Origin of the sequence: Geotalea toluenoxydans JCM 15764 (genome assembly GCF_001311985.1) — a bacterium.
GTDB lineage: Bacteria > Desulfobacterota > Desulfuromonadia > Geobacterales > Geobacteraceae > Geotalea > Geotalea toluenoxydans.
Genome location: NZ_BBCJ01000027.1, coordinates 1 through 25,867 on the forward strand (window position 1 = coordinate 1; position 25,867 = coordinate 25,867).

At 54.3% G+C, this 25,867-nt stretch carries 29 protein-coding genes and 4 pseudogenes; 27 read left to right on the forward strand and 6 right to left on the reverse strand.

Annotated features, from left to right (window positions below; translation table 11 throughout):
- Window positions 1-96: 96 nt before the first annotated feature.
- The 3 genes from JCM15764_RS15990 to JCM15764_RS15995 form a co-directional block, all read right to left on the reverse strand.
- Window positions 97-1,224 (reverse strand): TolC family protein, encoded by a 1,128-nt coding sequence (locus JCM15764_RS15990; protein WP_369412349.1) that lies wholly within the window; start codon window positions 1,222-1,224, stop codon window positions 97-99.
- Window positions 1,128-1,370 carry a hypothetical protein gene (locus JCM15764_RS24445; protein ID WP_243689192.1) on the reverse strand — a complete coding sequence of 81 codons (243 nt, stop codon included), beginning with the start codon at window positions 1,368-1,370 and terminating at the stop codon, window positions 1,128-1,130. The genes JCM15764_RS15990 and JCM15764_RS24445 overlap by 97 nt, the downstream gene beginning before the upstream one ends.
- A gap of 122 nt (window positions 1,371-1,492) precedes the next feature.
- Window positions 1,493-1,762 (reverse strand): MarR family winged helix-turn-helix transcriptional regulator, encoded by a 270-nt coding sequence (locus JCM15764_RS15995; RefSeq protein ID WP_243689193.1) that lies wholly within the window; start codon window positions 1,760-1,762, stop codon window positions 1,493-1,495.
- 202 nt (window positions 1,763-1,964) lie between these two features.
- Between JCM15764_RS15995 and JCM15764_RS16000 the strand changes: the two genes are divergently transcribed.
- Window positions 1,965-2,666 carry a DNA alkylation repair protein gene (locus tag JCM15764_RS16000; protein WP_054697614.1) on the forward strand — a complete coding sequence of 234 codons (702 nt, stop codon included), beginning with the start codon at window positions 1,965-1,967 and terminating at the stop codon, window positions 2,664-2,666.
- A 174-nt stretch (window positions 2,667-2,840) separates the two neighbouring features.
- On the opposite strand, the gene JCM15764_RS24450 is transcribed toward JCM15764_RS16000, so the two are convergent.
- The 3 genes and pseudogenes from JCM15764_RS24450 to JCM15764_RS24460 all read right to left on the reverse strand — a co-directional run bounded on the left by JCM15764_RS24450 (window position 2,841) and on the right by JCM15764_RS24460 (window position 4,993).
- Window positions 2,841-3,695, reverse strand: coding sequence for a lytic transglycosylase domain-containing protein (locus tag JCM15764_RS24450; RefSeq protein ID WP_243689194.1), 855 nt, complete (start codon window positions 3,693-3,695; stop codon window positions 2,841-2,843).
- A gap of 27 nt (window positions 3,696-3,722) precedes the next feature.
- Window positions 3,723-3,980: pseudogene (locus tag JCM15764_RS28645) on the reverse strand (tetratricopeptide repeat protein); the annotation flags it as partial.
- Complete coding sequence (locus JCM15764_RS24460; protein ID WP_243689195.1) at window positions 3,881-4,993, reverse strand: tetratricopeptide repeat protein; 1,113 nt, start codon at window positions 4,991-4,993, stop codon at window positions 3,881-3,883. The gene JCM15764_RS24460 and the pseudogene JCM15764_RS28645, both read right to left, overlap by 100 nt.
- A 204-nt stretch (window positions 4,994-5,197) precedes the next feature.
- Between JCM15764_RS24460 and rnr the strand changes: the two genes are divergently transcribed.
- The 26 genes and pseudogenes from rnr to aroE all read left to right on the forward strand — a co-directional run bounded on the left by rnr (window position 5,198) and on the right by aroE (window position 25,867).
- On the forward strand, window positions 5,198-7,477 hold the full coding sequence (gene rnr, locus JCM15764_RS16010) for a ribonuclease R (protein ID WP_054697493.1): 2,280 nt from the start codon (window positions 5,198-5,200) through the stop codon (window positions 7,475-7,477).
- A gap of 24 nt (window positions 7,478-7,501) precedes the next feature.
- The gene (locus JCM15764_RS16015) at window positions 7,502-8,800 is read left to right on the forward strand and encodes a sensor histidine kinase (protein ID WP_054697496.1); all 1,299 of its coding nucleotides are present in this window, start codon (window positions 7,502-7,504) and stop codon (window positions 8,798-8,800) included.
- A complete protein-coding gene (locus tag JCM15764_RS24465) occupies window positions 8,797-9,069 on the forward strand; it encodes a response regulator (protein ID WP_243689196.1) in 273 nt (90 codons plus the stop codon). The genes JCM15764_RS16015 and JCM15764_RS24465 overlap by 4 nt, the downstream gene beginning before the upstream one ends.
- Window positions 9,066-9,296, forward strand: a complete 231-nt coding sequence (locus tag JCM15764_RS24470) for a hypothetical protein (protein ID WP_243689197.1) — start codon at window positions 9,066-9,068, stop codon at window positions 9,294-9,296. Before JCM15764_RS24465 ends, JCM15764_RS24470 begins: the two co-directional genes overlap by 4 nt.
- The gene (locus JCM15764_RS24475; protein WP_243689219.1) at window positions 9,296-10,018 is read left to right on the forward strand and encodes a sigma 54-interacting transcriptional regulator; all 723 of its coding nucleotides are present in this window, start codon (window positions 9,296-9,298) and stop codon (window positions 10,016-10,018) included. The genes JCM15764_RS24470 and JCM15764_RS24475 overlap by 1 nt, the downstream gene beginning before the upstream one ends.
- Window positions 10,008-10,136 (forward strand): helix-turn-helix domain-containing protein, encoded by a 129-nt coding sequence (locus JCM15764_RS24480; RefSeq protein WP_243689198.1) that lies wholly within the window; start codon window positions 10,008-10,010, stop codon window positions 10,134-10,136. Before JCM15764_RS24475 ends, JCM15764_RS24480 begins: the two co-directional genes overlap by 11 nt.
- 261 nt (window positions 10,137-10,397) lie before the next feature.
- A complete protein-coding gene (locus JCM15764_RS16025) occupies window positions 10,398-10,799 on the forward strand; it encodes a response regulator (protein WP_054697498.1) in 402 nt (133 codons plus the stop codon).
- Between the two features lie 47 nt (window positions 10,800-10,846).
- The gene (locus JCM15764_RS16030; protein ID WP_054697501.1) at window positions 10,847-11,230 is read left to right on the forward strand and encodes a response regulator; all 384 of its coding nucleotides are present in this window, start codon (window positions 10,847-10,849) and stop codon (window positions 11,228-11,230) included.
- Window positions 11,231-11,251: 21 nt separating this feature from the next.
- Window positions 11,252-12,922: a chemotaxis protein CheA gene (locus tag JCM15764_RS16035; RefSeq protein ID WP_243689199.1), complete on the forward strand. Its 1,671-nt coding sequence runs from the start codon at window positions 11,252-11,254 to the stop codon at window positions 12,920-12,922.
- Window positions 12,909-13,475 (forward strand): chemotaxis protein CheW, encoded by a 567-nt coding sequence (locus tag JCM15764_RS16040; protein WP_243689200.1) that lies wholly within the window; start codon window positions 12,909-12,911, stop codon window positions 13,473-13,475. The genes JCM15764_RS16035 and JCM15764_RS16040 overlap by 14 nt, the downstream gene beginning before the upstream one ends.
- Window positions 13,476-13,515: 40 nt before the next feature.
- Window positions 13,516-13,923 (forward strand): MCP four helix bundle domain-containing protein, encoded by a 408-nt coding sequence (locus JCM15764_RS16045; protein ID WP_054697503.1) that lies wholly within the window; start codon window positions 13,516-13,518, stop codon window positions 13,921-13,923.
- Window positions 13,920-15,785: a methyl-accepting chemotaxis protein gene (locus JCM15764_RS16050; protein WP_054697506.1), complete on the forward strand. Its 1,866-nt coding sequence runs from the start codon at window positions 13,920-13,922 to the stop codon at window positions 15,783-15,785. The genes JCM15764_RS16045 and JCM15764_RS16050 overlap by 4 nt, the downstream gene beginning before the upstream one ends.
- A gap of 41 nt (window positions 15,786-15,826) precedes the next feature.
- Complete coding sequence (locus JCM15764_RS16055; RefSeq protein ID WP_054697509.1) at window positions 15,827-16,171, forward strand: protein-glutamate O-methyltransferase CheR; 345 nt, start codon at window positions 15,827-15,829, stop codon at window positions 16,169-16,171.
- Complete coding sequence (locus tag JCM15764_RS16060) at window positions 16,168-16,728, forward strand: CheR family methyltransferase (protein ID WP_054697517.1); 561 nt, start codon at window positions 16,168-16,170, stop codon at window positions 16,726-16,728. Before JCM15764_RS16055 ends, JCM15764_RS16060 begins: the two co-directional genes overlap by 4 nt.
- Entirely contained in the window at window positions 16,712-17,332 is a 621-nt protein-coding gene (locus JCM15764_RS16065) for a HEAT repeat domain-containing protein (RefSeq protein ID WP_243689201.1), read from the forward strand. Before JCM15764_RS16060 ends, JCM15764_RS16065 begins: the two co-directional genes overlap by 17 nt.
- The gene (locus JCM15764_RS16070; RefSeq protein ID WP_054697524.1) at window positions 17,326-17,997 is read left to right on the forward strand and encodes a HEAT repeat domain-containing protein; all 672 of its coding nucleotides are present in this window, start codon (window positions 17,326-17,328) and stop codon (window positions 17,995-17,997) included. Before JCM15764_RS16065 ends, JCM15764_RS16070 begins: the two co-directional genes overlap by 7 nt.
- 25 nt (window positions 17,998-18,022) lie before the next feature.
- A complete protein-coding gene (locus tag JCM15764_RS16075) occupies window positions 18,023-18,943 on the forward strand; it encodes a HEAT repeat domain-containing protein (protein WP_439645318.1) in 921 nt (306 codons plus the stop codon).
- A 41-nt stretch (window positions 18,944-18,984) separates the two neighbouring features.
- Entirely contained in the window at window positions 18,985-19,116 is a 132-nt protein-coding gene (locus JCM15764_RS27060) for a hypothetical protein (RefSeq protein WP_279384494.1), read from the forward strand.
- Between the two features lie 73 nt (window positions 19,117-19,189).
- A pseudogene (locus JCM15764_RS24485) lies at window positions 19,190-19,399 on the forward strand (response regulator); the annotation flags it as partial.
- A 37-nt stretch (window positions 19,400-19,436) separates the two neighbouring features.
- On the forward strand, window positions 19,437-20,162 hold the full coding sequence (locus tag JCM15764_RS24495) for a chemotaxis protein CheB (protein WP_279384495.1): 726 nt from the start codon (window positions 19,437-19,439) through the stop codon (window positions 20,160-20,162).
- Between the two features lie 129 nt (window positions 20,163-20,291).
- Window positions 20,292-21,133, forward strand: a pseudogene (tatC, locus tag JCM15764_RS16085) (twin-arginine translocase subunit TatC).
- A gap of 23 nt (window positions 21,134-21,156) precedes the next feature.
- Complete coding sequence (locus JCM15764_RS16090; RefSeq protein WP_054697529.1) at window positions 21,157-22,116, forward strand: bifunctional riboflavin kinase/FAD synthetase; 960 nt, start codon at window positions 21,157-21,159, stop codon at window positions 22,114-22,116.
- A gap of 2 nt (window positions 22,117-22,118) precedes the next feature.
- Entirely contained in the window at window positions 22,119-23,138 is a 1,020-nt protein-coding gene (locus JCM15764_RS16095) for a lysylphosphatidylglycerol synthase transmembrane domain-containing protein (RefSeq protein ID WP_243689202.1), read from the forward strand.
- Window positions 23,139-24,245 carry a glycosyltransferase family 117 protein gene (locus JCM15764_RS24500; RefSeq protein ID WP_243689203.1) on the forward strand — a complete coding sequence of 369 codons (1,107 nt, stop codon included), beginning with the start codon at window positions 23,139-23,141 and terminating at the stop codon, window positions 24,243-24,245.
- Entirely contained in the window at window positions 24,224-25,000 is a 777-nt protein-coding gene (locus tag JCM15764_RS24505; protein ID WP_243689204.1) for a hypothetical protein, read from the forward strand. Before JCM15764_RS24500 ends, JCM15764_RS24505 begins: the two co-directional genes overlap by 22 nt.
- A pseudogene (gene aroE / locus JCM15764_RS16105) lies at window positions 24,997-25,867 on the forward strand (shikimate dehydrogenase). The gene JCM15764_RS24505 and the pseudogene aroE overlap by 4 nt, the downstream one beginning before the upstream one ends.

The following is a 25,867-nucleotide window of genomic DNA, read 5'->3' on the forward strand; positions in this document are numbered from 1 at the left end:
CCCCCTATTCCATAGGGGGGAAGCGAACCCAGTGAGCAGGGGGGTCGATTTGCCTATTCCATAGGGGGTAAGGGAACCTAAGTGAGCAGGGGGGTACTACAACTCTCCCACCGCCCGCTTCACCCTCGCCGCCGCCACCTGGTAATCGAAAACCGAGCGGAAGTAGTCGTTCCGTGTCTGGGTGAGCAGGGTCTGGGCATCGATGACGTCGGTGGCCGTCCCCACCTTTTCCACATAGCGGTCATTGTTGATGCGCAGGTTTTCCTCGCTCTGGCGGATGGCCATCTCCGAGACGGAAATGCGCTCTTCGGCCACCTTGAGGTCATTCAGGGCAGTCTCCAGCTCAAGGCGGACATTCGCTTCCAGGTTACGCAGCCGCTCTTCTTCCCGCGACCTGATCTTCACCGCCTGCCGTTTGCGGGAGGTTGTAGCGAGACCATCGAAAAGGTTGATCTTGAAGCCGACCGTTGCCGACAGGATCGTCTGTTCCTGGACCCTGTTGTTTTCCAGATAGTCCATGGCCAGCTTGGCGTACAGTTCCGGATAGTAGCTGCTCCTGTATTCCCTGATGGCGGCTTCATCGGCCCGGATGGTCTTCTTTATGGCCTCGATTTCCGGTCGCTTGCGCAGGGCGATCTCCATCATCATATGCAGATCTGCCGTTTCCGTGTGCTGTTCCGGCTCCTCCAGTTCTGAACGAAAGCCCGCCACCTGGCCGGTGAGGAAGTTCAGGTAGAGCCAGCTGTTTTCCAGGGTGTTGGCAGCCGAGAGCCGCTTCTGTTTGCTGTTGGCCAGCTTTACCTGGGCCTGGAGCAGGTCGTTGCGCGTCACCACCCCCTGCTCGTACATATCCTGGGCCACTTTCTGGTGATGGGTCATCTGCTTTACCTCATCATCGGCAGTGGCCAGGTATTTCTGCCCGGCGAGAATGCCGTAGTAGGCCCTGACCACCTGGAGAAAGACATCCTGCTCCTCTCCCCGGTAGGCCTGTTGAGCCGCTTCGCTGGCCATGACCGCCTGTTCCCTGCGAGCCCGCGTGCGGCCGAAATCGTAGAGGGTCTGGTAAATGGACAGGTTGGCGAAGGCATAATCAGCCTGCTGGGTCGGTATGGATTCCGCGGTGAATTTCACAGCCTGGGGAGCCTGCTGTGCCGCGTACCCCGCCTGCAGGTCCACCCGTGGCAGGTAACCGCTCGTGGCCACTCCGACAGCTTCGGCGGCCACTTGCTCATCATAGGCAGATGCTTGAGTTGGCTATTGGCAACAGCCGCCCGTGTCAAACAGTCTTTCAAGGTCAGTGCAAAGGCCGAGGTGGCGCTCAGGTACAGCTGGGCCACTGTCAGTATGGCGACTACGATCGGTTTCATCATGGTTTCTCCAGATCAGCTGCGGAGTTTCTGCAGTAACTGTCTCAGGGTTTCCACTTCCCGGTCGGTAAGGGGAGCGGTGAAACGGGCCAGCGCCTTCATTGCCAGGGGCGAAAGCTCCTCTTTCATGGCTTTTCCCAGTTCGGACAGGCAGATCTGATAAGCACGGCGGTCTTTGGATGGGGCAATCTCTGGACCAGTCCCTCTTTTTCCAGCCGATCTATCAGCCCGCCAATGGTGGTGCGGTCAATCTGGCTTCGTGCCGACAGCTCCGCCTGGGAAAGCCCGTCTTCCTGCCAGAGAAAGCCGAGCAGACCGAACTGCTGCGTGGTCAGATCATATCCCTCGAACATTTCCTTAAAGATGGCACAGGCTCTCTGGTATGCCTTTGCCAACAGAAAGCCGACGTTTTTTTTCCATGTCTATCATTGCGTAATCCTTCATAAATAAGGCACATTCAACCACATGGTCAGTATGCTGTCAATCGGTCAACCCAAGTTTTTTAAGGTGAAAGGCGGTCGGGACAAAAAGCAGCAGGTAATCTCCTTTGACTTTGAATTGCAGGCGGATTATATTTCCACGCTAATCGAGAGCCACATGATCCAGGAAATTAAAAATGAACTCGCCGTTCTTGCCGATGCAGCCGACGGCCTCTTCTTGCAGCGCTTCTTCAAGACCGGCCCCGGCCAGTATGGGGAAGGTGATCTCTTTCGCGGTATCCGCGTGCCGCCGTTGCGCAAGCTTGCTGCGGCTTATCTGGATCTGCCCCTGGAACAGGCGGCGCTGCTTTTATCCAGCAACTATCACGAGGACCGGCTTCTGGCGCTCCTGATTCTGGTGGGCAAGTTCAAGCTGGGGGATGAGGCGGAGCGGGGTGCCATCTACAGGCTCTATCTTCAGAACACCCGCTTCATCAATAACTGGGATCTGGTGGATGCCTCGGCGGAGCATATCGTCGGTGGTTATCTTCTGGGGAGGGATTGCCGGCCGCTCCATGGGCTGGCCCGGTCCGGCAGCATCTGGGAAAGAAGGATCGCCATCATGGCGACGTTCCATTTTACCCGCCGGGGCAGTTTTGATAAGACCCTTGAAATTGCGGAGATGTTGCTGCAGGACAGGGAAGACCTCATTCACAAGGCGGTGGGCTGGATGCTCAGGGAAGTGGGCAAGCGCGACCTGCAGGCGGAAGAGGCGTTTCTTGCCGCCCATTACCGGCAGATGCCCAGAACCATGCTCCGCTATGCCATTGAGCGCTTTGCCGAGGAACGGCGGCAGGGCTACCTGAAGGGGATGCTGTAGGGGAACCCTTCAATCCCCCTTGAAGCAATGCAGTGGGACCCCCTCAGTCCCCCCAGGACCAACTGGAGTGGACCCCTCCAGTCCCCCCTATTTTATAGGGGGGAAGCGAACGTAGTGAGCAGGGGGGTGATGTTTATTTCATAGGGGGAAGCGAATGGAGTGAGCAGGGGGGTGTTATTTAGCTGGCTGCAGTTCCGACTGAACCGCTGCTGTCTTCTCCGCCGGGGCCGTGGCCTTTTCCACCGGTTTCCGGTCCAGCCCATAGAACCGCTGGTACAGTTCCATGCCCGCCAGTACCTTTTTCACGTATTCCCTGGTTTCGCCGAAGGGAATATTCTCGATGAATTGATCTCTGGGCATTTGCCCAAGCCTTTTTTCCCATTTGCCCACGTTGCCTGAACCGGCATTGTAGGCGGCAATGACCTTGACCAGGTCGCCGTTGTGGTATTCGAGCAGGTCTTTCAGATGTTTCGAGCCGAAACGGATGTTGACTGCCGGCGAGGTGAGGCTGTTTCTGTCCAGTTTGCCCCTTGCGACGGCTGAGGCGGTTGCTGGCATCAGCTGCATCAACCCCACTGCTCCCACCGGCGAGAGGGCCGTGGGGGAATAGGTGCTCTCGGCGCGAATTATGGCGTACACAAGGCTTTCGGGCAGGCTGCTGTCGCCGGCATTCTTCGTCACGTAGTCCCTGTAGGCCAGGGGATAGTTGAGGCCCCATATCAGGGCGGAATCCTTGTCCAGTCTGCTCAGACGCTCCTTTTTAAACAGATGGACCACCGCGTTGTAGTTGCCCATTTCCAGGTAAAGACGGGCGATTCCCTGCTGCATTTTTGGCTTTTTCTGGCCGGAGAGTTCCTTTTGGGCCTCATCATGAAAGCCGAGGGTTATCAGTGCTTTTACCCGCTCGAAACCGGCCGGTACCGGCAAAGCTTCGGTCAGGTCAACTGGCGGCAGAGTTGTTTCGGTACTGGCGATCCCCGATTCCTTGGCATGGGTAAGGGCATAATAACCCAGGGGGAATTCCGTCATCAGCTGGGAAAATGAGGCCTTGGCTCCTTCCTGGTCGCCGGCTGCCGCCTGGGATTTCCCTCGCCAGTAAAGGGCCCGGTCACGGGCATTTTCATAACCTGCCAGTTTGCCGAACCAGTCGCTTGCAGCCTTGTAGTCCCTGGCCTGGTACCGTTCCCAGGCGCTCTCCCAGAGCAGGCTCTTTTTCAGGCCGGACTCCGGATAAAGGAAGAGTGATCTCTGCAGCAGCTGTTGGGCTTCATCGGTCTTTTTCTGCGATTTTCTGATCTGGGCCGCTTCCAGCAGGGCATCGTCGCAAGAGCAGCTTTGGGCCAGGTATCGGCCAGCAGCAGGTATGCACTGACAGCTTCATCTTCCTTGCCGTTTTTTGCCAGTGTTCTTGCCAGCCAGAAGCGGATCTCCTCATTCAGCACTTTCCCTGTGTTCACTTTCACCAGTGCTGTGAACAGCTGTTCCGCATCCTTGTAGTGTCTGGATTTGAAAAGCGCCTGCGCCTTTTTGAACTGGAATCTGACGTTGATTTCGGGATCTGAGGACTTCTGTAGTACCGAGTCAAAGGTCTTTATGGCCTGAGCATATCTACCCAGATCAAAGAGTATGGTTCCCTGGCGAAAAATCTCACTGGTGGAAAGAGGCTCGATTTTAATTCCCGTCTGTGCCAGCCGCTCCAGGTCGAGGGATGCCTTGGGAGTCAGCGAGGAGGCGGGATAATTGATGGGAATGGAGCGCAGAATGGAGGCTGCAGCGGCGGGGTCGCCAAGCTGCTCCCGGCAGAGTGCCGACCTGTAAAGTGCTGTCAGGGAATCCGCCCCCTGGGGATATCTTTCGATGAAGTCGGTGTAGGTCTTCAAGGCATCCATGAAATTGCCGCCGGCATAGAGTTCGTTCCCCTTGAGATAAATGGCGGCCCGGCTGATCGGACTTTCAGGATAGACCTTCAGCATCTTTCCCAGAGAAGCCAGTGCCTCAGGATGTTTGTCCTGTCTGGAAAAAGCCGTTGCCTGATTGTAGAGGGCATAATCTCCAAGGAGGGGGAAATTATCGGCGGCATAACCAAGATAGGAGATGGCCTCCTGCCACTGCTCCAGTTTTATGGCTGCCATGCCGAGAATGAAGTCGCGGATGCCGCTTTGGGGCGCTTTCAGTGCCGATTCCCGGGCGGGACCATAATCCTTGTCGCGGAAATGTGTCGATGCCTCCTGCAACGCCTCGTCGGGCAGTGGAAAAAGGGTCGTGCCCGAAGCGGAGATGGAAAAAAGTATGATCAGGGCAAGGGCGGTGAGACTGCGGAACAACATCGAAAACTCCTTTTATGACAAATTCATTTGAAGTGGTAAATTAGTAATCATTACAATGGATTAGGGTCACACAGCTGCTTATACTAACTGCATCGTCCGTAAAAATGCAAAGCTTTTTGCCTTAAACGTGTAAAATGTTTGACAAGCCTGAAGAAATTTTAGCATATTGAGTGCAGTTTTTTTTAATGAGCATGAGAGGGTCATATGAAGATAAAAAAAGAAGCCGTTGTAAAACTGCTGAAGAATAATGCCGGAGTTCCCATGGAATTCAGGGAAATGATGCAGGCTTTCGGCATCAGCAAAGCTGAGCGCCCAAAGTTCAAAGCGATCATCGACGGCTTCGTCGACGAGGGGGCGCTTCTGCGTTTGAGGGGGCGACTCTTTATCCTGCCGACCTCTGACGCCGGCCTGGCCGGCAAGCTGAGTGTCCACCGTGACGGCTACGGTTTCGTCATGCCGGAAGATGGGGGAGAGGATGTATTTATTCCCGCCCGTTATCTCAGGGAAAACATGCATGGCGATCGGGTCCAGGTGCAGATCGTGGCCAAAAAGAGGGACGGTAAGCAGGAAGGGCGAATCGTCAAGACACTGGAGCGTGGTTTTTCGAAACTCGTCGGTCGCTTTGAAAAGGGAGCTAAGGTCTCCCGCGTCATACCCGATGAGGTCCGTATCGGCAAGGACATCATAATTCCGGCGAAAGCCGCAGGCAAGGCGACAAACGGCCAGGTGGTCGTCGCCGAGATAACCTCCTACGCCGGTGCCGGCCGTTCCATGGAAGGAAGGATCGTCGAGGTTCTCGGCTGGCCCGATGAGCCGGAAGTGGAAGTGCAGACCATCATCAGAAAGCACGACCTGCCCGACGTTTTTCCGCCATCGGTCCTGAAGGCCGCCCGGGCGGTTCCCGAGACTATCCAGGATTCGGACCACGAGGGGCGGACCGACCTGCGTGGCCAGCTGACGGTAACCATCGACGGGGAGACGGCCAAGGATTTCGACGATGCGGTTGCCGTGAAAAAAGAGGGGAAGGGGGCCATCCGCCTCTGGGTCTCCATCGCCGACGTTTCCCATTATGTAAAGCCGGGCTCTCCCCTGGACAAGGAGGCATACCTGCGGGGTACTTCGGTCTATTTCCCCGACCGCTGCATTCCCATGCTTCCGGAAGAGCTTTCCAACGGCATTTGTTCCCTGAATCCCCAGGTGGACCGCCTGACGATGACGGCGGAGATGCTCTTCGATGGAAGCGGCACCATGCTGGAAGCGGCCTTCTACCCCAGCGTCATCAGGAGTGTGGCCAGGCTCACCTATACCAAGGTGAAACAGATCGTCGTCGATAACGACGCGGAGCTGGTCAAGGAATACGCGGAGCTGGTGCCCGAGCTGAAAACCATGGAGGAACTGGCCCTGCGCCTGATGGCCAAGCGCCGGAAAAGGGGGAGCATCGATTTTGACCTGCCCGAACCGGAGATACTGCTGGATCTGACCGGCGGCATCACGGCCATTATCAGGGCCGAGCGCAACCTGGCCCACAAGATCATCGAGGAGTTCATGCTTGCCGCCAACGAGGCGGTTGCCTCCCATATTGAAGAGCGGGAGCTTCCCTTCCTTTACCGGATCCACGAGACACCCGAGTTTGCCAAGCTGCAGGATTTCAAGGAGTTCATCTTCAATTTCGGCTATGAGCTGCGCCTGCAGGAGGAGAAAGTATCTCCTGGAGAGTTCCAGCGGATCCTTGACCAGGCCCAAGGCAAGCCGGAAGAGCGAATGATAAACGAGGTGCTGTTGCGCTGCATGAAGCAGGCACGCTACTCTGCGGAAAATGTCGGCCATTTCGGCTTGGCTGCCGCTTCCTATACCCATTTTACCTCTCCCATACGCCGCTATCCAGACCTGGTGGTGCACCGGATACTGAAAAAACAGCTGGCCAAAAAGATCGGCGAAAAAGAGAGGGAAAACCTGGCCTCAACCCTGCCGGAGACCGGCCTGCACACCAGCAAACGGGAGCGGGTGGCCATGGAGGCGGAACGGGAAATCGTCGAGCTGAAGAAGATGCAGTACATGCAGGACAAGGTGGGGGAAGAGTTCGACGGCATCATTACCGGGGTTGCTTCCTTCGGCTTTTTTGTGGAACTGGTGGAAATCTTCGTGGAGGGGATGGTGCATATCTCGACCCTGAAGCAGGACTTTTACGAATATGTGGAGAAACAGCATGCCCTGATCGGCGAACGGAGCCGTACCATATACAGGATCGGCGATCCGGTGCGCATCAGGGTGGCCGCCGTCAGCCTGGAAAAGAAACAGGTGGAATTCGTCCTTGCCCGTCATGATGAAAGGGCTGCACCTGTGGCTGAAGGATATGGGGGGGATGAATTTCCCAAAATTCCGGTGCGGGGCAAATGGCCGAAAGTGGAAAGGAAAGAAGACCGCCGTTCCGGTGAAAAGGATCGCAGGGAGAGTGGTTCCAAGAAGGGCAGAAGGCGCAAGTGAATTTTGCTGCAACCTGATGAATGAATGAGTGAGGTATTGGTGAGGAATTCGGCTAACGCCCTGTTACGGGTCTGGTTTTTTTTATTCAAGATAATGGCTGCTGTTTTCATCGTGGAAACCCTGGTCATGCTGTTGATGCAGTATCCCCTGTCTTCACTGCCGGACAATAAGAAGACCTTTCTCGATGGAGCTTTTCTCCTGCTGTTTCTCTCTCCCATACTTTATTTCCTGGTTGTCAGGCCACTGGTGCAGAAAAATGCCGAACATGCGGAATCCCAAGCCGATCTGGAAGAAGCCTTCTTCGAGTTGAACGAACGTAAAACTTTTATCGAGTCGGTGTTGAAGAATATCCAGAGCGGTATTATCGTCACCGACCCGGAACTGAGAATCAATCTTGCCAATGAATACGCCCTTGATTTCTTTGCCAGAAAAGGGAGTGAACTGGTCGGGGTAAAACTTGACAAGGTTTGCCCGATGATCTACGACCTTATCCGTACCGGCACCTATGCTGCCGAAGTCACTGAATTAGGGCACCAACAGAGGACAGTCGGATACAAACGCTTCGATCTGAAGCAGGCCGATGGTTTGCTGGCCGGCCACATCATCACCTTCATCGACATTTCGGAAGTGGAAAAGGTCCGCAAGGAAATGCGCCAGAAGGAACGTCTCGCCACCATGGGGGAAGTGGTGGCGAGGGTTGCCCATGAGATGCGCAATCCACTTTTCGGCATTACCGCCTCATCCCAGATTTTGGCCATGGAACTGCCCCTGACGGCGGAGCAGAAGGAGCTGATGAATTCCATCCTCGTGGAAGGCCGACGCATGAATCGACTGGTGGATGAACTCCTTGACTGCTCCAAGGAGATGAAACTGAAGAAGGTCCCTTTCGATATGGTCAAGGCGGTGCGGGACTCCATCAGTTTCAACGAGCCTTTGATCATGGAGAAGAGGCTTTTTTTGCACAAGTCCTTTGCTGAAGGGGAGGTTACCGTTACAGCCGATCAGGAAAGGATCAGGCAGGTGCTGGTCAACCTGCTGAAAAATGCTGTCGATGCCGTATCCGAGGGGGGGAACATAACTATCGAAATGGAGGGGAAGGATGGCAAGATTCTGATCCGCATCCTGGATTCGGGGCCCGGCATCCCTGAAGAGAGCCTTGAGAAAATCTTCGATATTTTTTACACCACCAAAAAAAGCGGGACCGGCCTGGGGCTCGCGGTCAGCAGAAAGATTATCGAAGCCCATGATGGTACCCTTGTGGCGGGAAACGGGCCTGGCGGGGCGGTCTTCACCATTACTCTCCCCCGGGGGCTTTCGGTATGAGAGCACTTGTCATAGATGATGAAAAAAGCATCAGACTTGCCCTTGGCCACTTTCTCACAAAAAGGGGTTATGGGGTGACCCAGGCGGCGACCGGAGAAGAGGGCCTGGCTTTGGCACGCGGCAACATGCCCGATGTTGTTTTTCTTGACTATCGGCTTCCTGATATGGAAGGGGAAGCATTGCTTCACCCCCTTACGGCGCCGGAGGTGGGAGCCCGAGTGATCATGATGACCGCCTATGTGGACCTGGACAAGGCGTTCAGGCCATGAAGAATGGAGCAGCCTATTTTTTTCCCAAGCCCCTCGACCTGGAGCAGGTTGCAGAGATATTGACGAGCATTGAGGAAACCTTGAAGTTGAAACAGGAGGTGGAATTCAGCAGAAAATCCGGCGGCGATCCTTCTGACGAAGAAGAAGTGATCGGCGACTCCCCCCAGATCATTAGAATCCAGAGGCTGGTAGCACTCATGCAGCTAATAAAAGCGCCCCGGTACTGATCCTTGGGGAATCCGGCACCGGCAAGGAGCGTGTTGCCAAGTCAATTCATCGTCAGAGCCAGGTGCCGGGACCGCTGGTGGAGATCAATTGCGCTTCCCTTTCGGAGCAGCTGCTTGAATCGGAGCTGTTCGGTCATGAAAAAGGAGCTTTTACCGATGCCAAGGAGAGTAAGCCGGGGCTTCTGGAAGTGGCCGATTCCGGCACGGTCTTTTTTGATGAACTGGCGGAAATGCCCCTTGCCATCCAGGCCAAGCTGCTCAAGGTGCTGGACACGAGAAACTTTCGCCGGGTAGGCGGCATCGTCGACAAACGGACCGAAGCCCGGTTCATGGCTGCCACCAACAGAAACCTGGCGGCAATGGTCAAAGAGGGTTCCTTTCGCGAAGATCTGCTCTACCGCATCAATGTCCTGCCTATAACCGTTCCTCCTTTGCGCGAAAGGGGCACCGACGTGGTCATCCTTGCCGATTATTTTGTCCGCACCATGGGCAAAAAGATGGGCAAGTGCAAAGCAGGCATCTCCGTCGAGGCCATGAGGTGCCTGGCTGAATACCAATGGCCGGGCAATGTGCGGGAACTGAAAAATGTCATCGAAAGGGGGTTGATCCTGACGACAGGCAGTGAAATTACCCCCGATTGCCTGCCCCTCGAGCTGCGCAGGAGCCCGGCCTTTCCGGCGGCTGTAGCAGGGCTGAACAGCTGCGGCCATTGTGCCAGGTGAGGATGAATATATTTCCCGGGTTCTCCAGGCCACGGGGCATAATCATTCCCGTGCTGCCGCAGCCTTGGGTATCAGCCGCTCCACACTTCTGGCCAAGCTGAAGAAGATGAAGGTGTAGCGAAATTGTACAGTGTCCTGTTTTGAGACAGCAAGGCCACGTACCCCTTCCGTCCTCCTTTTTTATAGTTACCACGGGCGTTTGCCCTTCTTTGCCATCCTTTCTGCTGTAGTGAAACTGTACACCTCCCATTGGTCCATTACCGCCCCAGCTTTTCCTTTTGAATTTCAACCAGCCGATCCATAAGAGTTTTGCAGATTAAATCCCCTGTGAGGCATGGTCTGTGCTCTGCCTTCTTGCACTTTTTTAAGCGGAGGCCGTATGAACAGCAAGTTATTGAAGAAAATTCTTATTGTGGATGATGAGCAGTCAATCCTGAAGAGCCTTTCCTATGCCCTGAAGACGGATGGTGTGGAGGTTTTAGCCTGCAGCGAAATCGAGCAGGCCGAAGAAGCCCTGGAAAGTACCCGCTTCGACCTGGTGATAACCGATATCCGCATGTCGGGTGTCAACGGCATCGAGGGGCTGGAGCTTCTGACCTATGTTCGTGACCGTTACCACTCGGAAGTGATCATCATGACCGGCTACGGTACGGAGGAAATGGAGGCGGAGGCCTACAGGCGCGGAGCCCTGTGTTATTTCAGAAAACCGGTGGATTTGGGCGACCTGGTGAAAAAGGTAGCCGAAATCGGCATCCCGGTCAAAAATACCTTTACTGGCTGATCAGATGCTTTACCCCATTCAAAAATCAAAAGTGACAAGAGGTTCCCATGCTCAGCAAAATTCTTTTAGTCGATGATTCCTCTCTGATTCACCAGATGTACCGCCTGGTATTATCTCGCTACAACTGTGATCTAGTGGATGCAATGAACGGTCAGGAAGCCCTGGACAAGCTTGCCGAGGATAAGGACATTCAGCTGATACTCCTGGATATCAACATGCCGGTCATGAACGGCGTTCAATTCCTGGAAAAGGCCTCGGCCCTGGGGATCGCCAGCCGGATACCCATCATCGTCATCAGCACCGAAGGGAAAGAAGAGGATACCATTCGCTGCCTGAAGATGGGGGCGAAGGCCTATCTAAGAAAACCCTTCAACCCGTCGGACCTCCACGGACTGATTGACAAGATCATTCCCGATGCGGTCGCCGCCTGACAATTCATGGACATGGAGTGAATGGTGAACAATACAGTAGATTTGTCGGTACTGCTGGCCGATTTCGTCGAGGACACAACAGGACACCTGGATGCGGTGGAAAATGCGCTGCTGGAGCTTGAGAAGCAATATGGCCGGGGTGTCACCGATGAAGCGCTTGTTACCCAGATCCTGGGAAATCTGCATACGATCAAGGGCAATTCGGGGATGATGGGGCTCGGCAGCATTCAGCAGTTAGTTCACAAGCTAGAGGCGGCCTTCAAGCAGGTTTTGGAGAGGAATATCCACCTTACCAACGGCTTCTTCGAAGCCATCTTTGCTGCCCTCAACAACATCCGGGAGTCACTGGCAAAACTGGTGGAGAATCCTGCATACCAGGCCGATTTCAGTGACATTACCATGCTGGTGGAATATGTTTCCAGCGGAGCGGTGGAGAATGAAGGGTTCATGGCCCCGGCGGACAAGAAAGAGGATAGCAGTTACATCAGCCAGAAAAGCAGTACCCTGAAGGTAAATTTCGAGAAACTGGACGATCTGCTCAACCTGGTGGGCGAACTGGTAATCCACCGCACCGGCCTTCTTGCCCTGGAGTCTCGCATCAGGGAGATCAATGACAAATCACTGGTGGAGGCGTTCACGGAATCGAGCCAGCTGATCGGCGATACTGCGGCGCAACTGAGGGAAGCCATCATGAAGGCGCGGATGCTGCCGGTAAAGGTGGTCTTCCAGCGGTTCAACCGCCTGGTTCGAGATCTGTGCCAGCGCCACGACAAAGAGGTGAACCTGGTTTTTATCGGCGAAGATACTGAACTGGACAAGACCGTTATCGATGAGATAGGGGAGCCGCTTCTTCACCTGATCCGCAATGCGGTGGATCATGGCCTGGAAAGCCCCGAAGTGCGCAGGCGGAGCGGTAAACCTGCCAAGGGCATCCTCACGCTACGGGCACGTCACGAAAACAATCATATGGTCATATCCGTTGAGGACGATGGGAATGGCATCTCTCCGGAAAGATTGAGGAATGCGGCAGTCAGCAAGGGGCTGATCGACAGCCAGCAGGCACGCGCACTGTCGGATCATGAAGCGCTGCAGCTGATTTTCATGCCGGGATTTTCCACCAAGGAAGAGGTTACCGAGACCTCGGGGCGCGGTATCGGCCTGGACGTGGTCAAGAATATTGTCGCTTCCTTCAATGGCATGATCGATATCGAGAGCACCATGGGGGTCGGCACCACCTTTACCATCAAGCTGCCGCTCACACTTGCCATAATCACGTCGCTGATGGTGGAGGTGTCCGGTGATACTTACGCCATTCCCCTTTCGGGTGTGCTGGAGAGCATCAAGGTTGACAGGGGTGATATTCATGAGGTGGCGGACGGTGAGGTGATACAGCTGCGGGACCGGCTCCTCCCCCTGGTACGCGTCGGCAGTTTCTTCGGGCTTCCCCAGTTAAAGCAGGAAGAGACGGAATATGTGGTCGTTGTCGGCAGCGGGGAGCGTCGGGGTGGTCTCGTGGTCGACCGGCTGATCGGCCAGCAGGAGATCGTCATCAAGGCCATGGACGATTATCTGGGCGCACTGCCCGGCATTGCCGGGGGGACCATTCTTGGCGATGGCAAGATAGCGCTCATCTTTGACATCGCGTCGCTTATGGGCAAGGCAAAAGGAGGGAGAATCGATGCAGGGAAATGACACGAAAACACTGCCGTCTTCGGGACTGGCTGAAGACATCCTGGCCCAGTACATGGACAAGGCGCAAAGGTCGCTGGATTCGGATCTGGTCGTGGCTGCCGCACAACAGGAGGACCTGCTCCACCACCTGGTCACCTTCAGGCTGGGGCGGGAGGAATACGGCGTCGATATCAGCTCTGTCCAGGAAATCATCCGTGCTACGGACATTACCCAGGTGCCGGGTGCACCCTCCCATGTGCGGGGGGTCATCAACCTGCGGGGCAAGATCATTCCGGTGGTGGACCTGCGCACACGCTTCGGCATGGCGGAGGTGGAGGATTCGGAAGAGCAGCGGATCATCGTCATCGATATAAGGAACAAAAGGCTCGGCATGCTGGTAGACGGTGTTTCCCAGGTGCTCAAGCTTTCCGCTTCCGTTATCGAGGAGATTCCCGAAGAGGCAATCAGTGTCGATCAGAACTATATCAAAGGGGTGGGAAAACTGGACGGCCGGCTGATCATCATCCTCGACCTGAATCGTTCGCTCTTACTTACCGATGGCGCTGCAATTTAAATCATTTTCGAATAGTCACATGGGGAAAAAAGGGAGGTATATGATGTTGGCAAACATGAGAATCGGAGTCAGGTTGGGATTGGGCTTTCTGCTGTTGCTGATGCTGATGATTATTGTCGGCGGGGTGGGTTACTGGGGAGTCAAGACCAGTACCGGCGCCACTATCAGGATGCTGCAGACAGACTCCGAGATTGCTGAAAATTCAGCCAGGGCCAGGGCAGACGTACTTGCCTTGCGCCGCTTCGAGAAGGACTTGTTCCTTAATGTGAAGGACAATGCAAAGGTCGCTGAATACAAGGGAAAATGGAAGGATGTGCAGGAACATCTGGCTGCTCGCATAGCTGATCTGGAGAAGGTGGCAAGCTCGAACAAGGATAAGGATGCTGTAAAAAGCATGAAGAGTGACATGGCTGAGTATGACAAGGGGATGGCCGGTGTCATGGCATGATAGCCGCCGGACAGGTGAATACGCCGGAGGAGGGTAATAAGGCGATATCTGATTTTAAAGAGCCGATTCACAAGTTGGAAGCAGTGTCTACTGAACTGGCCCAACAGGGCATTGAGCGCATGCAATCCATGCAAAAGGTGATGATGGAGCTTGCCCGGCAGACGGTATTGATCATCGTGATCTGCATCATTGTGGCACTCTGTTTAAGCGTTCTGACCGGCCTTTTGCTGACCAGAAGTATCACCGGACCCCTGAGCATCGCCGTTGACACTGCCAACCGACTTGCCGCAGGCGATCTAACGGCGACAATACAGGTGAAATCAAGGGATGAGGTGGGTCAGTTCATGGCGGCCATGAACACCATGACCGAAAGCCTGCGCAATATGATCGGCAAGATAATGACAAGCTCAGATCAGGTGGCCTCAGCTGCCAACCAGATCTCAGCCGGCTCCGACCAGCTGACAAAGGCAGCCCACAGCCAGGCATCGGCGGCCGAGGAAACCTCCAGCACCATGGTGCAGATGGCGGCCTCCATCCAGACGGTGGCGGGCAATGCCGATTCCCTGGCCAGCAACGCCGATGAGGTGGCATCCACGGTTCAGGAGTTGGGGGCGACCAGCGAGCAGCTGGCCAAGGGGGCGGAAGTCATGTCTTCCTCTGTCGCCGAGACTTCCGCAACCATCGAGCAGATGACCGTTTCCATCGACAAAGTGGCGCAGAATGCCGAGGAGCTGGCTTCATCCGTGGCGGAAACTTCTTCCACCATAGAGCAGATGACGGTATCCATAGACCAGGTTGCCGGCAATTCCCAGGAGCTGCAGAGCGTGGTAACGGAAACAGCAGCCATAGTGGAGCAGATGGCGGTATCGGTGGGCCAGGTGGCAAAAAATGTGGAGGAGGCTGACTCTGTGGCCAAAACGGCGGCAAAGGAAGGTTATGCGGGTAAACAGGCCGTTGAAGAGGCACTTGCTTCCATGAACAGGGTGGCAGGTGTCATCGAAAAGACCGCCGACTCCATTCTCAACCTGGACAAGCGTTCGGAAGAGATCGGCAGCATCGTCAAGGTCATTAACGAAATTGCCGACCAGACCAACCTGCTGGCGCTCAATGCTGCCATTGAAGCCGCCCGGGCAGGGGATGCGGGCAGGGGTTTTGCCGTCGTGGCCGAAGAGGTGAGGAAGCTGGCCGAAAGAAGTGTCAATGCCACCAAGGAAATCGGCCTGGTCATCAAGCAGGTGCAGGTGGATACCAGCAATTCGGTGAAGTATGGGGAGTTGGCGTCCAAGGAAGCCAAGGCCTCCATGGAGCTTTCCAATGTGGCTGGAAATGCCCTGGTGAACATCGTCAGTAGCGTGGAGCAGACCAGTAACTTGATGACCTCCATCTCTGCAACCGCCAACGAGCAGGCGAAGGCATCGACAGGTGCTGCAGGCGGTGGACAGGATGAGCCAGTCATCGGCTCTCGTTGCAAATGCTGCAAAGGAGCAGGCACTTGGAGGACGTCAGATCAGGACGGCCGTGGAAAGGATGAACAACCTCACCCAGGAAGTAACCGGAGCCACCAAGGAACAGACACAGGGGAGTCGTCAGATCAGGGTGGCGGTGGAGAACATGAATCATGTCACCGGCCAGGTGGCGATTGCCACAAAGGAACAGGCCCTTTCCGCACGCCAGATTGCCGATGCCATAACGGTCATGAACAGCATGACCCAGTCGGTTGCCAATGCCACGGCGGAACAGAAGAAAGGGGGCGAGATGGTGGTTGCGGCTGTGGAGAACATCAACGACATCACCCGCGAAAATCTGTCTTCGGTGGAGCAGCTCTCCAAAGCGGCCCAGAACCTTTCGGCACAGGCGGTTGACCTGGCTGGCTGGTGGCTGAGTTCAAGGTCAACTGAGAAAGATGGTGAATACTGCGTTTATTGCCATTGAGAAGTTCATCCGTGACCGGAGCATGCTTTACTTCAAGGGAAACAAGAGGCAGGTTCTCAAGGCCAGGCTGGAGGAGCGCGTGGCTTTTCTGGGCCTGCCGGACCTGGCCTCCTACCTTGATTTTCTGCAGAGTTCCGGCAGTGAGGAATCTACTCTCATGGATCTGATTACCACCAACGAGACCTTCTTTTTCAGAAACGGCTCCCAATTCGATTATCTGATGAAGAATATCATCCCGGCTATGGAAATAAAGAGGGGGATGCAAGTCATAAGTTCCTGGGGAAAGCAGAATCGACCCCTTCTGCTTCCATCATGAAAATCAGGGTACTCTGCGCGGGCTGCTCCACCGGAGAAGAGCCCTATTCCATTGCCATGGCTCTGCTTGAATCCCTGCGCTATCCAAAGGCATGGGACGTGGAGATCCTTGCCGGCGATCTGAGCCCGGCCTGTCTGAAAAAGGCGGAAACGGGCTTTTATGAGGAAGAACGGTTGAAGGGATTGCCGCCGGCATTTCGCGAGAAGTACCTGGAATGGATTGACGGCGGTGCCATGGTTCGGGAAGAGGTGAAGAAACTGATCCGCTTTTTTCCGCTCAACCTGCTTGGGGTTGTCAATGGCGAGTCTCTGCCGATGGAAAGCGGCTTCAGTGGTTTTGATTTCATATTCTGCAGAAATGTGATGATCTATTTTTCGATCGATACCCAGCAGCGCCTGGTAAATTCCCTGTACAACCTGCTGTTGCCGGGCGGGTTCCTCTTTACCGGTGATGCGGAGGCGCTGCATATTTACGATCACGGGTTTCAGACGGTTAATGATGCTGAATGCCTGATTTATACGAGAGTGGAGAAAAATGGACATGGCAAAGCCGCTTGAGGGTAAAAAGCCGATGGATTCCTGCCTGGCCGACAAATCTGTCGAAGATTTGCTGCTGCTTGTGGGGGATCAGGATCTGGGATTCAGGGTTGAGGCAATGAATCAGGCACTTTCCATTGGCTTTCCGGAAATTTATCCAGTGCTGGAAAGGGCGGTGAGAAACGATGGTAATGCCGATCTCAGGAACGGGGCAATGGAAGTCCTGGTCAGATTCGGCCGGCAGGCGGTTCCTGCCCTGATTGCCCTTTTGCGGGATGCGGATGAGGAAGTGAGGAATTTCAGCGCGGTAATGCTCGGGGATATCGCCAGTCGCGAGGCCCTTTACCCATTGATCGAAGCTTTACGGGATCCGGATATCAATGTCAGTCATGCTGCAGCCGAGGCACTGGGAAAAATCGGTGACGATGCCGCTTTGCTGCCCCTCATCCAGTTGCTGGAAGGGGATTTCTGGCTGCAATATCCTGCCGTGGTCGCCATGGGAGAAATGGCGGACAGCCGCGCAGTACCCCACCTGATACCTCTCCTTGACCATGAATTGTTGATGGAACCGGTACTGAAGGCTCTGGGCCAGATTGGCGATGCAGGGCACTGCCCCATTTGCTGAAAGTTCTTTGTGACGATCCGGCGAAGCATATTGCTGCAGCTGCCGGGGCCATTGTTGCCGTTGTCGAGAAGGGAGACGCGGTTGCAAAGGACCACCTGGTGTCGTCCATTACCAGGCGAGGCATTGAAAACCTGTTGCGGCATATTTCCAGCGGAGACGGTGATGGCAAGGTGGCCGCTGTGGCATTGTTGGGGCTTGTGGGCGATAAGGCTGCAATCCCGACACTATTGAGGCTCCTGGAAGAGCACGATTATGAGGAAGTCGTGAAAAAAGCCATCACCGGCATGGCCTTTGCCGCCACTACCCTTGAGGAAGGACTGCTTCGCAACAGCCAGAAGGTCCAGGCGGTAGTCCTGTGTCTGTTGCGCAATCTGAACGGCAAGGTTTCGGTGGATCACCTGCTGTCCCTCTTTCACCAAGGCTCTCCCGAGGTCCAGCTGGAGGTGCTTGCTTCTCTGGCCGGCACAACGGAGCCCGAGGTATTCAAGCTGGTGGAATCCATGCTGGAGAACGGCAGTACCGCCAACTCCATGACTGACATGGCAGCAAAGGTGATTTCGCGATTCTCTCCCGACAGGATCAGCTCTGTGCAATCATCTCTTCCAATCTGCCGATCTGCAGCAGAGAAGGGTTGCCGCCCTCGTTGCAGGCTATGCCGAAGCTGATATCTTTACCGATCACCTGTCGGGGCTGTTTGGCGACAGGGAAGTTCTTGTCCGGCTGGAAGCGGTGAAAGCGGCCGGAAAATGGAAGAAAAAGGAGTTCTTGCCCCTGTTGGTTTCCGCACTTTCGGATGAAGAAGAACTGGTCAGGCGGGAAGCGCTGTTTTCCCTGACCGAGTACGGGGAGGCTATGCCTGTGAACCGTGTCCTGCAGCAACTTGGCAGGCAGGATGAGCGGCTCGATTATGAGATTATCATGGCCATAGGCAGAATCGGCAGGACAGAAGCTGAAATGACTCTGGTAGACTACCTGGCAGATGGCGGCATTTCCACCCGCCTGGAATTTGCGGTCATTGAAGCCCTCGGCAAGATCGGCAGCAGAAAAGGAGGAGGATGGCAAACCCTGTCCCGATACCTTGGTCATGCCGATCCCGATATCAGGCGGCTGGCCGTCCAGGCCCTGGCAAGCATTGGGGCTGGCGAATTTGTCGAGGAAATTGCCGAAGCCACACAGGATCGGCACTGGAGTGTGCGGGCAGCGGCATTGCAGGGACTGGGAAGATCTGGCTCCGATTGTGCCATTCCTTGTATTGCCGCAGCCTTGAAAGATCCTGATGTTATGGTGAAGAAAAATGCCGTATCTGCTCTGGCAGAAACGGGAAACGGTCTTGCCGTGCCGGAACTGGCGAAATGCCTTGCCGACCCGGAACTGGTTAAATACGCCAGTGAAGCGCTTTATGAGCTGGGATCGGCTCATCTTTCCCTGCTCCATGCCCTGGCTGGAGGCAATGAACCGTTGCTGTTGCGTCAGGGAGTACTTTCCGTGATCGGCAAATTTGATGATGAGCAGAGCGTGCGAGTCCTGGCTGACCTGGTAAAAAATGACCCTGTTGAAGAGATACGGACGGCAGCCAGTCATGCTCTTATTCTCAGAGGGGGCCGGGTCTGATTGTGGCCAGGGACGAATGTCCTGGAGAAACGGGTGCCTAAATGATGGGAAGCTCTGCCAAACCAGTCATGACCTCTGAAGAGTTCAGGCTTTTAAAGGATTACGTGGCGTCGAAATTTGGTCTGAAACTGGAGGCAATTATCTACCAGCTGAAAGGGAAAAATCCCACATGACTGCAAATGGGCAACGAAAAATACGGGTGTTGGTGGTCGATGATTCGGCTTCGTGAGAAGGGCCATAATCCGGATGTTCGAGACCAGTTCGGACATCCAGGTCATTGATGTGGCCTCCAATGGAGAAATGGCCATAGATCTGATCAAATCCCTGAAACCGGACGTGGTGACCCTGGATGTGAAGATGCCGGTTTTGGATGGTCTGTCCGCTCTGGAAAGGATCATGAAGGAATGCCCGACGCCAGTGATCATGCTCAGCTCCCTGATGGAGAAAGGGGGCGACAACACATTGCGCGCCCTGGAACTGGGGGCAGTGGATTTTGTCGACAAATCTGCGCAGCGGCGCTATGGATATTTCCGTGCTTGCCCGGGAACTGATCTCCAAAATCAGGATGGCGGCCCAGGTGGATGTGGACAAACTCCGGGTGGGGGAGGGACGGGAGGTCTCGCCGCCGGTCCAGGTGGTGGCGGAAAAGAGGGAAACGGAGGTCGTGCTGATCGGTACGTCCACAGGTGGGCCACCGGCATTGCAGAACATTCTGACCAGGATTCCCGCTTCTTTCCCCTGTCCCATACTGATCGTCCAGCACATGCCTGCCGGTTTCACTGCGCCATTGGCGGAACGGCTCAATCGCCTTTGTGCTGTACCTGTCAAGGAAGCGAAAAACGATGAAGCGGTAATGCCCGGCACTGTCTATATCGCTCCGGCCGGAAGTCACCTGAAGTTGAAGAGGGAGGGGAATCACCTGCGCGTTGTCCTGGATTCCCTTCCGGAGGGGACGTTGCACCGGCCCTCGGTCGATGTGCTCTTCGAATCAGCAGCAGCTGCCTGTGGCGGTAAAATCCTTTCCTTTGTCCTGACCGGAATGGGCAGGGATGGAGCCACGGGCGCCAAAGCCGTCAAGGATGCAGGAGGCAAAGTTTTTATCGAGTCTGAGAAAACCTGCATCGTTTTCGGCATGCCCAAAGCGGTTATGGATACTGTAAATATAGACGGTGAAATTCTCCTCGACAAGGTGGCAGAGACCATGATCCGGTCCTTTTGACCCGGCAAACTTTTCCGGCGTTGGAATAAACCTCCGGCTCATGGGACGAGCCTCTTAGCTGTTGCGCTTTGGCTTTCTGCTGTGTTATAAAGCTCGATGCTGTCAAGGTGGTCGAAAAGAGGGTATTCCATGGCCGATGAGAAAGTCCTGCCGTTTATAGAACATCTGGTGGAGCTGCGAAAACGGCTCATCATTTCCTTCATTGCCGTTGTAATCGGCATGGGAATATCATGGAACTTTTCCAATGTTCTGCTCAATTTTATCGAGAAACCACTCTCAGGCAAGACCTATCTGACCGACCTTAAAAAACAGGTCTATAACGAGGTGAAGGAACGCTATCCCTCGATCTACAGCCGCTATAAACTGGATGAAGAGTTCAAGACCCCCGCAAAGGAGAGGGTACTCAATTACAGTGCGCCCCTTGAGCCTTTCTTTATCCAGTGCAAGATTTCCATCATTGCCGGATTGATCCTGGTGCTGCCGGTGCTTTTCCATCAGGTGTGGCTGTTTGTGGCGCCGGGGTTGACCGGCAGGGAACGGAGAATGGTCGTCCCATTCGTTACGGCCAGTACCATCAGCTTCTGCGTCGGTGCAGCATTTTTTCTCATCGTCATCTGGCCGGTTATCATCAATTTTTCCCTTTCCTATGAGGCACAGGGACTTCAGAGCTGGTTCAATCTCAGCGCCTACGTCAACTTCTGTCTCCGCCTGATCCTCATGTTCGGCTGATCTTCGAGCTGCCGGTGCTGGCCCTTTTGCTGGCCCGATTCGGCATCGTCAACTACCAGATGCTGGCCAGAAACCGCAAATACGCCCTCCTGGCCAGCTCCATAGTAGCGGCCTTCCATGCGGACCTGATCACCATGTTTGTCATCATGGTGCCACTGTACCTCATGTACGAGGTCAGTGTCTGGGTGGCGCTTGTCTTCGGCAAAAAGAAAATCAATCCGAGCGAAAACGGGGCAGGCTGAACCTTTGGCTTCAGACTAAATCTATGAGAATAATAAAAGACCTTTCCCAGATAACAGAGCCATTGACCAATGCCGTGGTCACTGTCGGCAATTTCGATGGTGTACACCTGGGGCATCGGGAAATATTCCGCAAGGTAAAAAAGGCTGCAGCCGATTCGGGAGGAGTGTCGGTAGTCGTGACATTTATCCCCCATCCGTTGAAGGTGCTGGCTCCCCAGAAAAGCCCGCAGTTGATCAACACCTATGCCGAGAAGGAAACACTTATCGAGGCATCGGGCATCGATTATCTGGTGGAAATTGCCTTTGATCATCAATTTGCCTCGACCACAGCCAGGGATTTTGTCGCAAATATTCTGGTTGGCAAGCTGGGGATGAGCAAGCTGATCATAGGCTACGATTATGCGTTTGGCCGCAACCGTGAAGGCAATGTGTCGCTGCTTACCCTTTTGGGAGATGAATTTTCCTTTAAGGTCGAAGAGCTGAAACCGATAAGCAATGGGAGTACCATTTTCAGCAGCACTGCCATCAGAAAGATGATCGCAAGCGGCGACGTCAAGGGGGTAGTTCCCCTGCTGGGGAGGCATTTCTCGGTAGGTGGCACGGTCGTCCACGGCCATCACCGCGGCAAGGGGCTTGGTTTCCCCACGGCAAACCTGGAGACGGAAAAGGAGTTGCTGCCCAAAGACGGTGTTTATGCGGTCAAGGTGAAAGTGGATGGTGTTTTTTATGCCGGCGCCTGTAACATCGGAACCAATCCCACGTTCAAAAACCACGCCTTGTCCGTCGAGGTCTTTCTCTTCGACTTCGAGGGGGATCTCTACCAGAAGGAAATCAGGGTCTACTTCATCGACAGGGTCCGCGATGAAAAAAGCTTTGCGGACGTTTCTTCCCTGCAGCAGGCCATAGCCGATGATATTCAGCGGTGCCGTGACATTTTGAGCAAGGCTTTCGTTATCGAATATGACGAATATCTGAAGGATTGAACTTGTCCGGAAAAACGATCGACAAAAAGCTTCTGGCGGGGGTAGGAATCAGCCTTTGCTTCATGGTGCTGCTCTTTCGCAAGATAGACTTCGACAAGGTATTGCTGGCCTTCAGGGCGATGGACTACCGCTATCTGTTGCCCGTGGTGTTCCTGACGTTCGTCAGTTACTATCTGCGAGCGGTACGGTGGAAATATCTGCTTTTGCCCATCAAGCGGACAGCCATGGCAAACCTTTTCCCCGCCACCATTATCGGCTACATGGCAAACAACATCCTACCGGCGCGATTGGGTGAATTCGTCAGGGCATATGTTCTGGGACAGAAAGAGGAGATCGAAACCAGCGCCGTTTTTGCGACGCTGGTGGTGGACCGGCTCTTCGACGGTTTCACCGTTCTGCTCATACTGCTCATAACCTTTTTTACCGTCAAGCTGCCGGCCGGCATGGAAAATGTCCAGGATGGCCTGAAAATGGGAGGCTACGTCACCCTCGGCGTTTACCTTGTGGTGCTGTCATTTCTCTTTCTGCTGAAAAAGAGAACCATGCGCACCATACATGTGGTGGGCGTATTGCTGAGACCTTTCCCGGTCAAGGTTTCAGAGAAGGTAATACCTCTCCTGGGGTCATTCATCTCCGGCATTCGTCTCTCTTCCAGGCCCTCGGAAATACTCATCCTCCTGTTTACTTCCTTCGCTGTCTGGGCCACCTGCATCTGGCCGTTGCATCTGATTCTTCAGTCGTTCAACATAACTCTGCCCATTACCGCTTCCATGCTGATCATGGTTTTTCTGGTCTTTGCCGTTATGGTGCCGGCGTCGCCGGGCTATGTGGGAACTTACCACGCAGCGTGCGTTTATGGCCTAATGGCATTCAACATTCCCAAGGAGCAGTCTCTCAGTGTGGCTCTGGTTATGCACGGGACCGGTTTTTTCCCCGTGATCGTGGCAGGATTCTACTATCTCTGGCGCGACAAGGTTTCTCTGAAAAAAATAAGCGAAAACAGTGGCCAAAGGAGAAATTGATTGAGTAATTTCAGGTGGACTGAGAGAATTGATCCATTTGCGGTGCTTGCCTTTACGGTACCGCTTACCATTTATCTGCTGACTCTCGCTCCCAGTGTCACATTCTTTGACAGCGGCGAATTTCTCACTGCCATCTTCTCCCTCGGTACCGCCCACTCCCCTGGCTACCCGTTGTTTGTCAACTATGCCAAACCTTTTACCTATCTGCCCTTTGGCAGTATTGCCTTTCGTGTGAACTTTGCCACTGCTGTTTCTGCAGCTGCTGCTTGCTATGGCGTTTATCTCATTGTCTGTCATCTGCTGGCCGGAGAAGAATTGGCTGCAAATACCAGGCAGTCCGAAATTTATAAAAAAATCATCGCTCTCTGTGCTGCAACCAGCTTTGCCTTTTCAGCCAGACTCTGGCTGCAGTCCAATCACGACAAGCCTTACCCTCTGATAGCCTTCTTGTCCGCAATGGTCTTCTATCTTCTGCTTCTCTGGAGAGATCGTTACCGTCAGGGAGAGGAGCATTCGGCCTATATCTATTTGGGTGCTTTCCTTTGCGGACTGGCTTTTGGCGCCCATCAGACGATCGTTCTTTTGCTACCTTCCTATGCGTTCCTTATTCTTTCCATGAACTGGCGCCTGATCTGGCGGATCAAGGAATTTATCCTTGCCCTGTTCTTCGGTGTCCTCGGGTTTGCGGTTCATCTTCATTTGCCGGTCAGGGCGATGCAAAACCCGCTTCTCAACTGGGGTGATTCGAAGACCTTGACCCAGTTTCTCTGGAACCTGCTGCGCAGGGGGTACCCTTCGGAAAAGCCGGTGAGGGACCTGAGCCTGCTTTGGGACCAGATAAATGCCTTCAATATACCCTATGAATTTACCTGGGTCGGGCTGGTACTGGTTTTAATCGGAGTCTTTGCTTTCCTGAAAAAAAGACGGGACGAGATTCTGGCTTACCTGATAGGCATCCTGTTTTTTCTGCTGGTTATTGCTGGGTATTTCAATACCCCCCTTGAAATGATTTTCCTTACAGAGGAATTTTTCACCCCTCTGTATTTGCTTTCTGCGGTCATCATCGGCCTGGGGCTTTTTGCCTGGTGCAGAATACACTGGCTCTAATTCCCTCCCAAATTGTCTCGACCTTGCCCGTTAAAACAGCTGTCACACTTTTCCTGCTTGCTTTTCCAGCAACTGTATGCGCCCTGCACTACGTTGAAAACGACCAACATGAAAACTATATAGCCTATGATTATGCCAGCAACACCCTTCGGTCCCTGCCACAGGGCGCCATTCTCTTCACTTGGGGTGACAGCGGCGCGTTTCCGCTCTGGTACCTGCAGGGCGTGGAAAAAATGCGAGAAGACCTGGATCTTCCCCATACTCCACATCTGGTTTTCAACTGGTACCTCGACACTTTTCCCCAGCTCTTCCGACACAGCATGCTCAGGTCCATTCCACTGGAGTCGCAGGCCCCGGAAAATGCACTGCAACTGGTCATTGTGGAACAATACGACCGAAGGCCGGTCTTTGTGGATTTCTCCACCCGCTACTCGATTGAGTTTCCGGATTACCGGCTTTTACAACGGGGTATCTGCTATCAATTGATTCGAGGAAAGGGGGAAGAGCTTTACCCCGATCTCACCGTCTGGGACAACTATATCCTGCGTGGCATTTCCGGTGAGATGTTTTTCCGCGACCTGGACACGGGCAAGGCAATCCTCATTTATGCAAACAGTCATCTGGAATCTGGAGAAACATTGCTGCGAATGCGCCAGCTTGGTCAGGGGGTGGCGGAATTGCGGGCTGCTGAGAGAATCGCACCGCAGATGCAGATGCAGGTAGCACAGATCCTCAGTGGGTACGGAATCAGATGAAACCAGCAATCTCAGGTTTGACAAAGGTTCTCGGAATCATAGGCTCACCGCTGAGCCATTCCCTTTCTCCGCTCATGCATAATGCTGCCCTTGATGCGCTTGGCCTTGATTATGTCTATGTTCCTTTTCCTGTCTCTCCAGATCGGTTGGGAGAGGCGATCCAAGGATTGAAAAGCCTGGGGATAGTCGGCTTCAATGTGACTATCCCCCATAAATCGGCCATTATTCCATATCTTGACAGATTGAGCCAGAGGCTGAGTTGGCGGGGGCTGTCAATACCGTCAACAGGGAAGGGGACCTGCTGGTGGGATATAACACTGATGGCGCCGGTCTGTTGGTTTCCCTGAAAGAAGACTTGGCATTTGAGCCTGGCGGAGCGAAGGTTCTCATTCTCGGGGCTGGTGGCGCCGCAAGGGGCGCCCTTGCTGCCCTTGGCAATGGGGGGGCGGTTTCGATCACTGTGGCAAACAGAAACAGAGAGAAGGCAAATGAGCTGATCGGCCACTTTGCAGGGGTGTTCAATAAGATCGAATTCCATTCCATTTCTTTGGAGGTGCTCTCATCGGCAGAGCACTTGCAACGGTTCGATCTGGTGATCAATACCACATCGGTGGGAATGGATAATACGTCTTTTAACGGATTTTCCGGATCTTCAATAAAAGGGGTATCTGCCTCCTTTTACGACATGGTCTATGCACCTCCATAACCCCCTTTCTTGAGTTGGCCCGCATACACGGGTGCGGAACGGCCAACGGCCTTGGCATGCTTGCGGCACAAGGAGAAATTGCTTTTTCACACTGGACCGGCTTAGCTCCCCCGGGAGGCCTTATGAAAAGCTGTCTTTTGACGGCGGTGAAGGGGAACTAA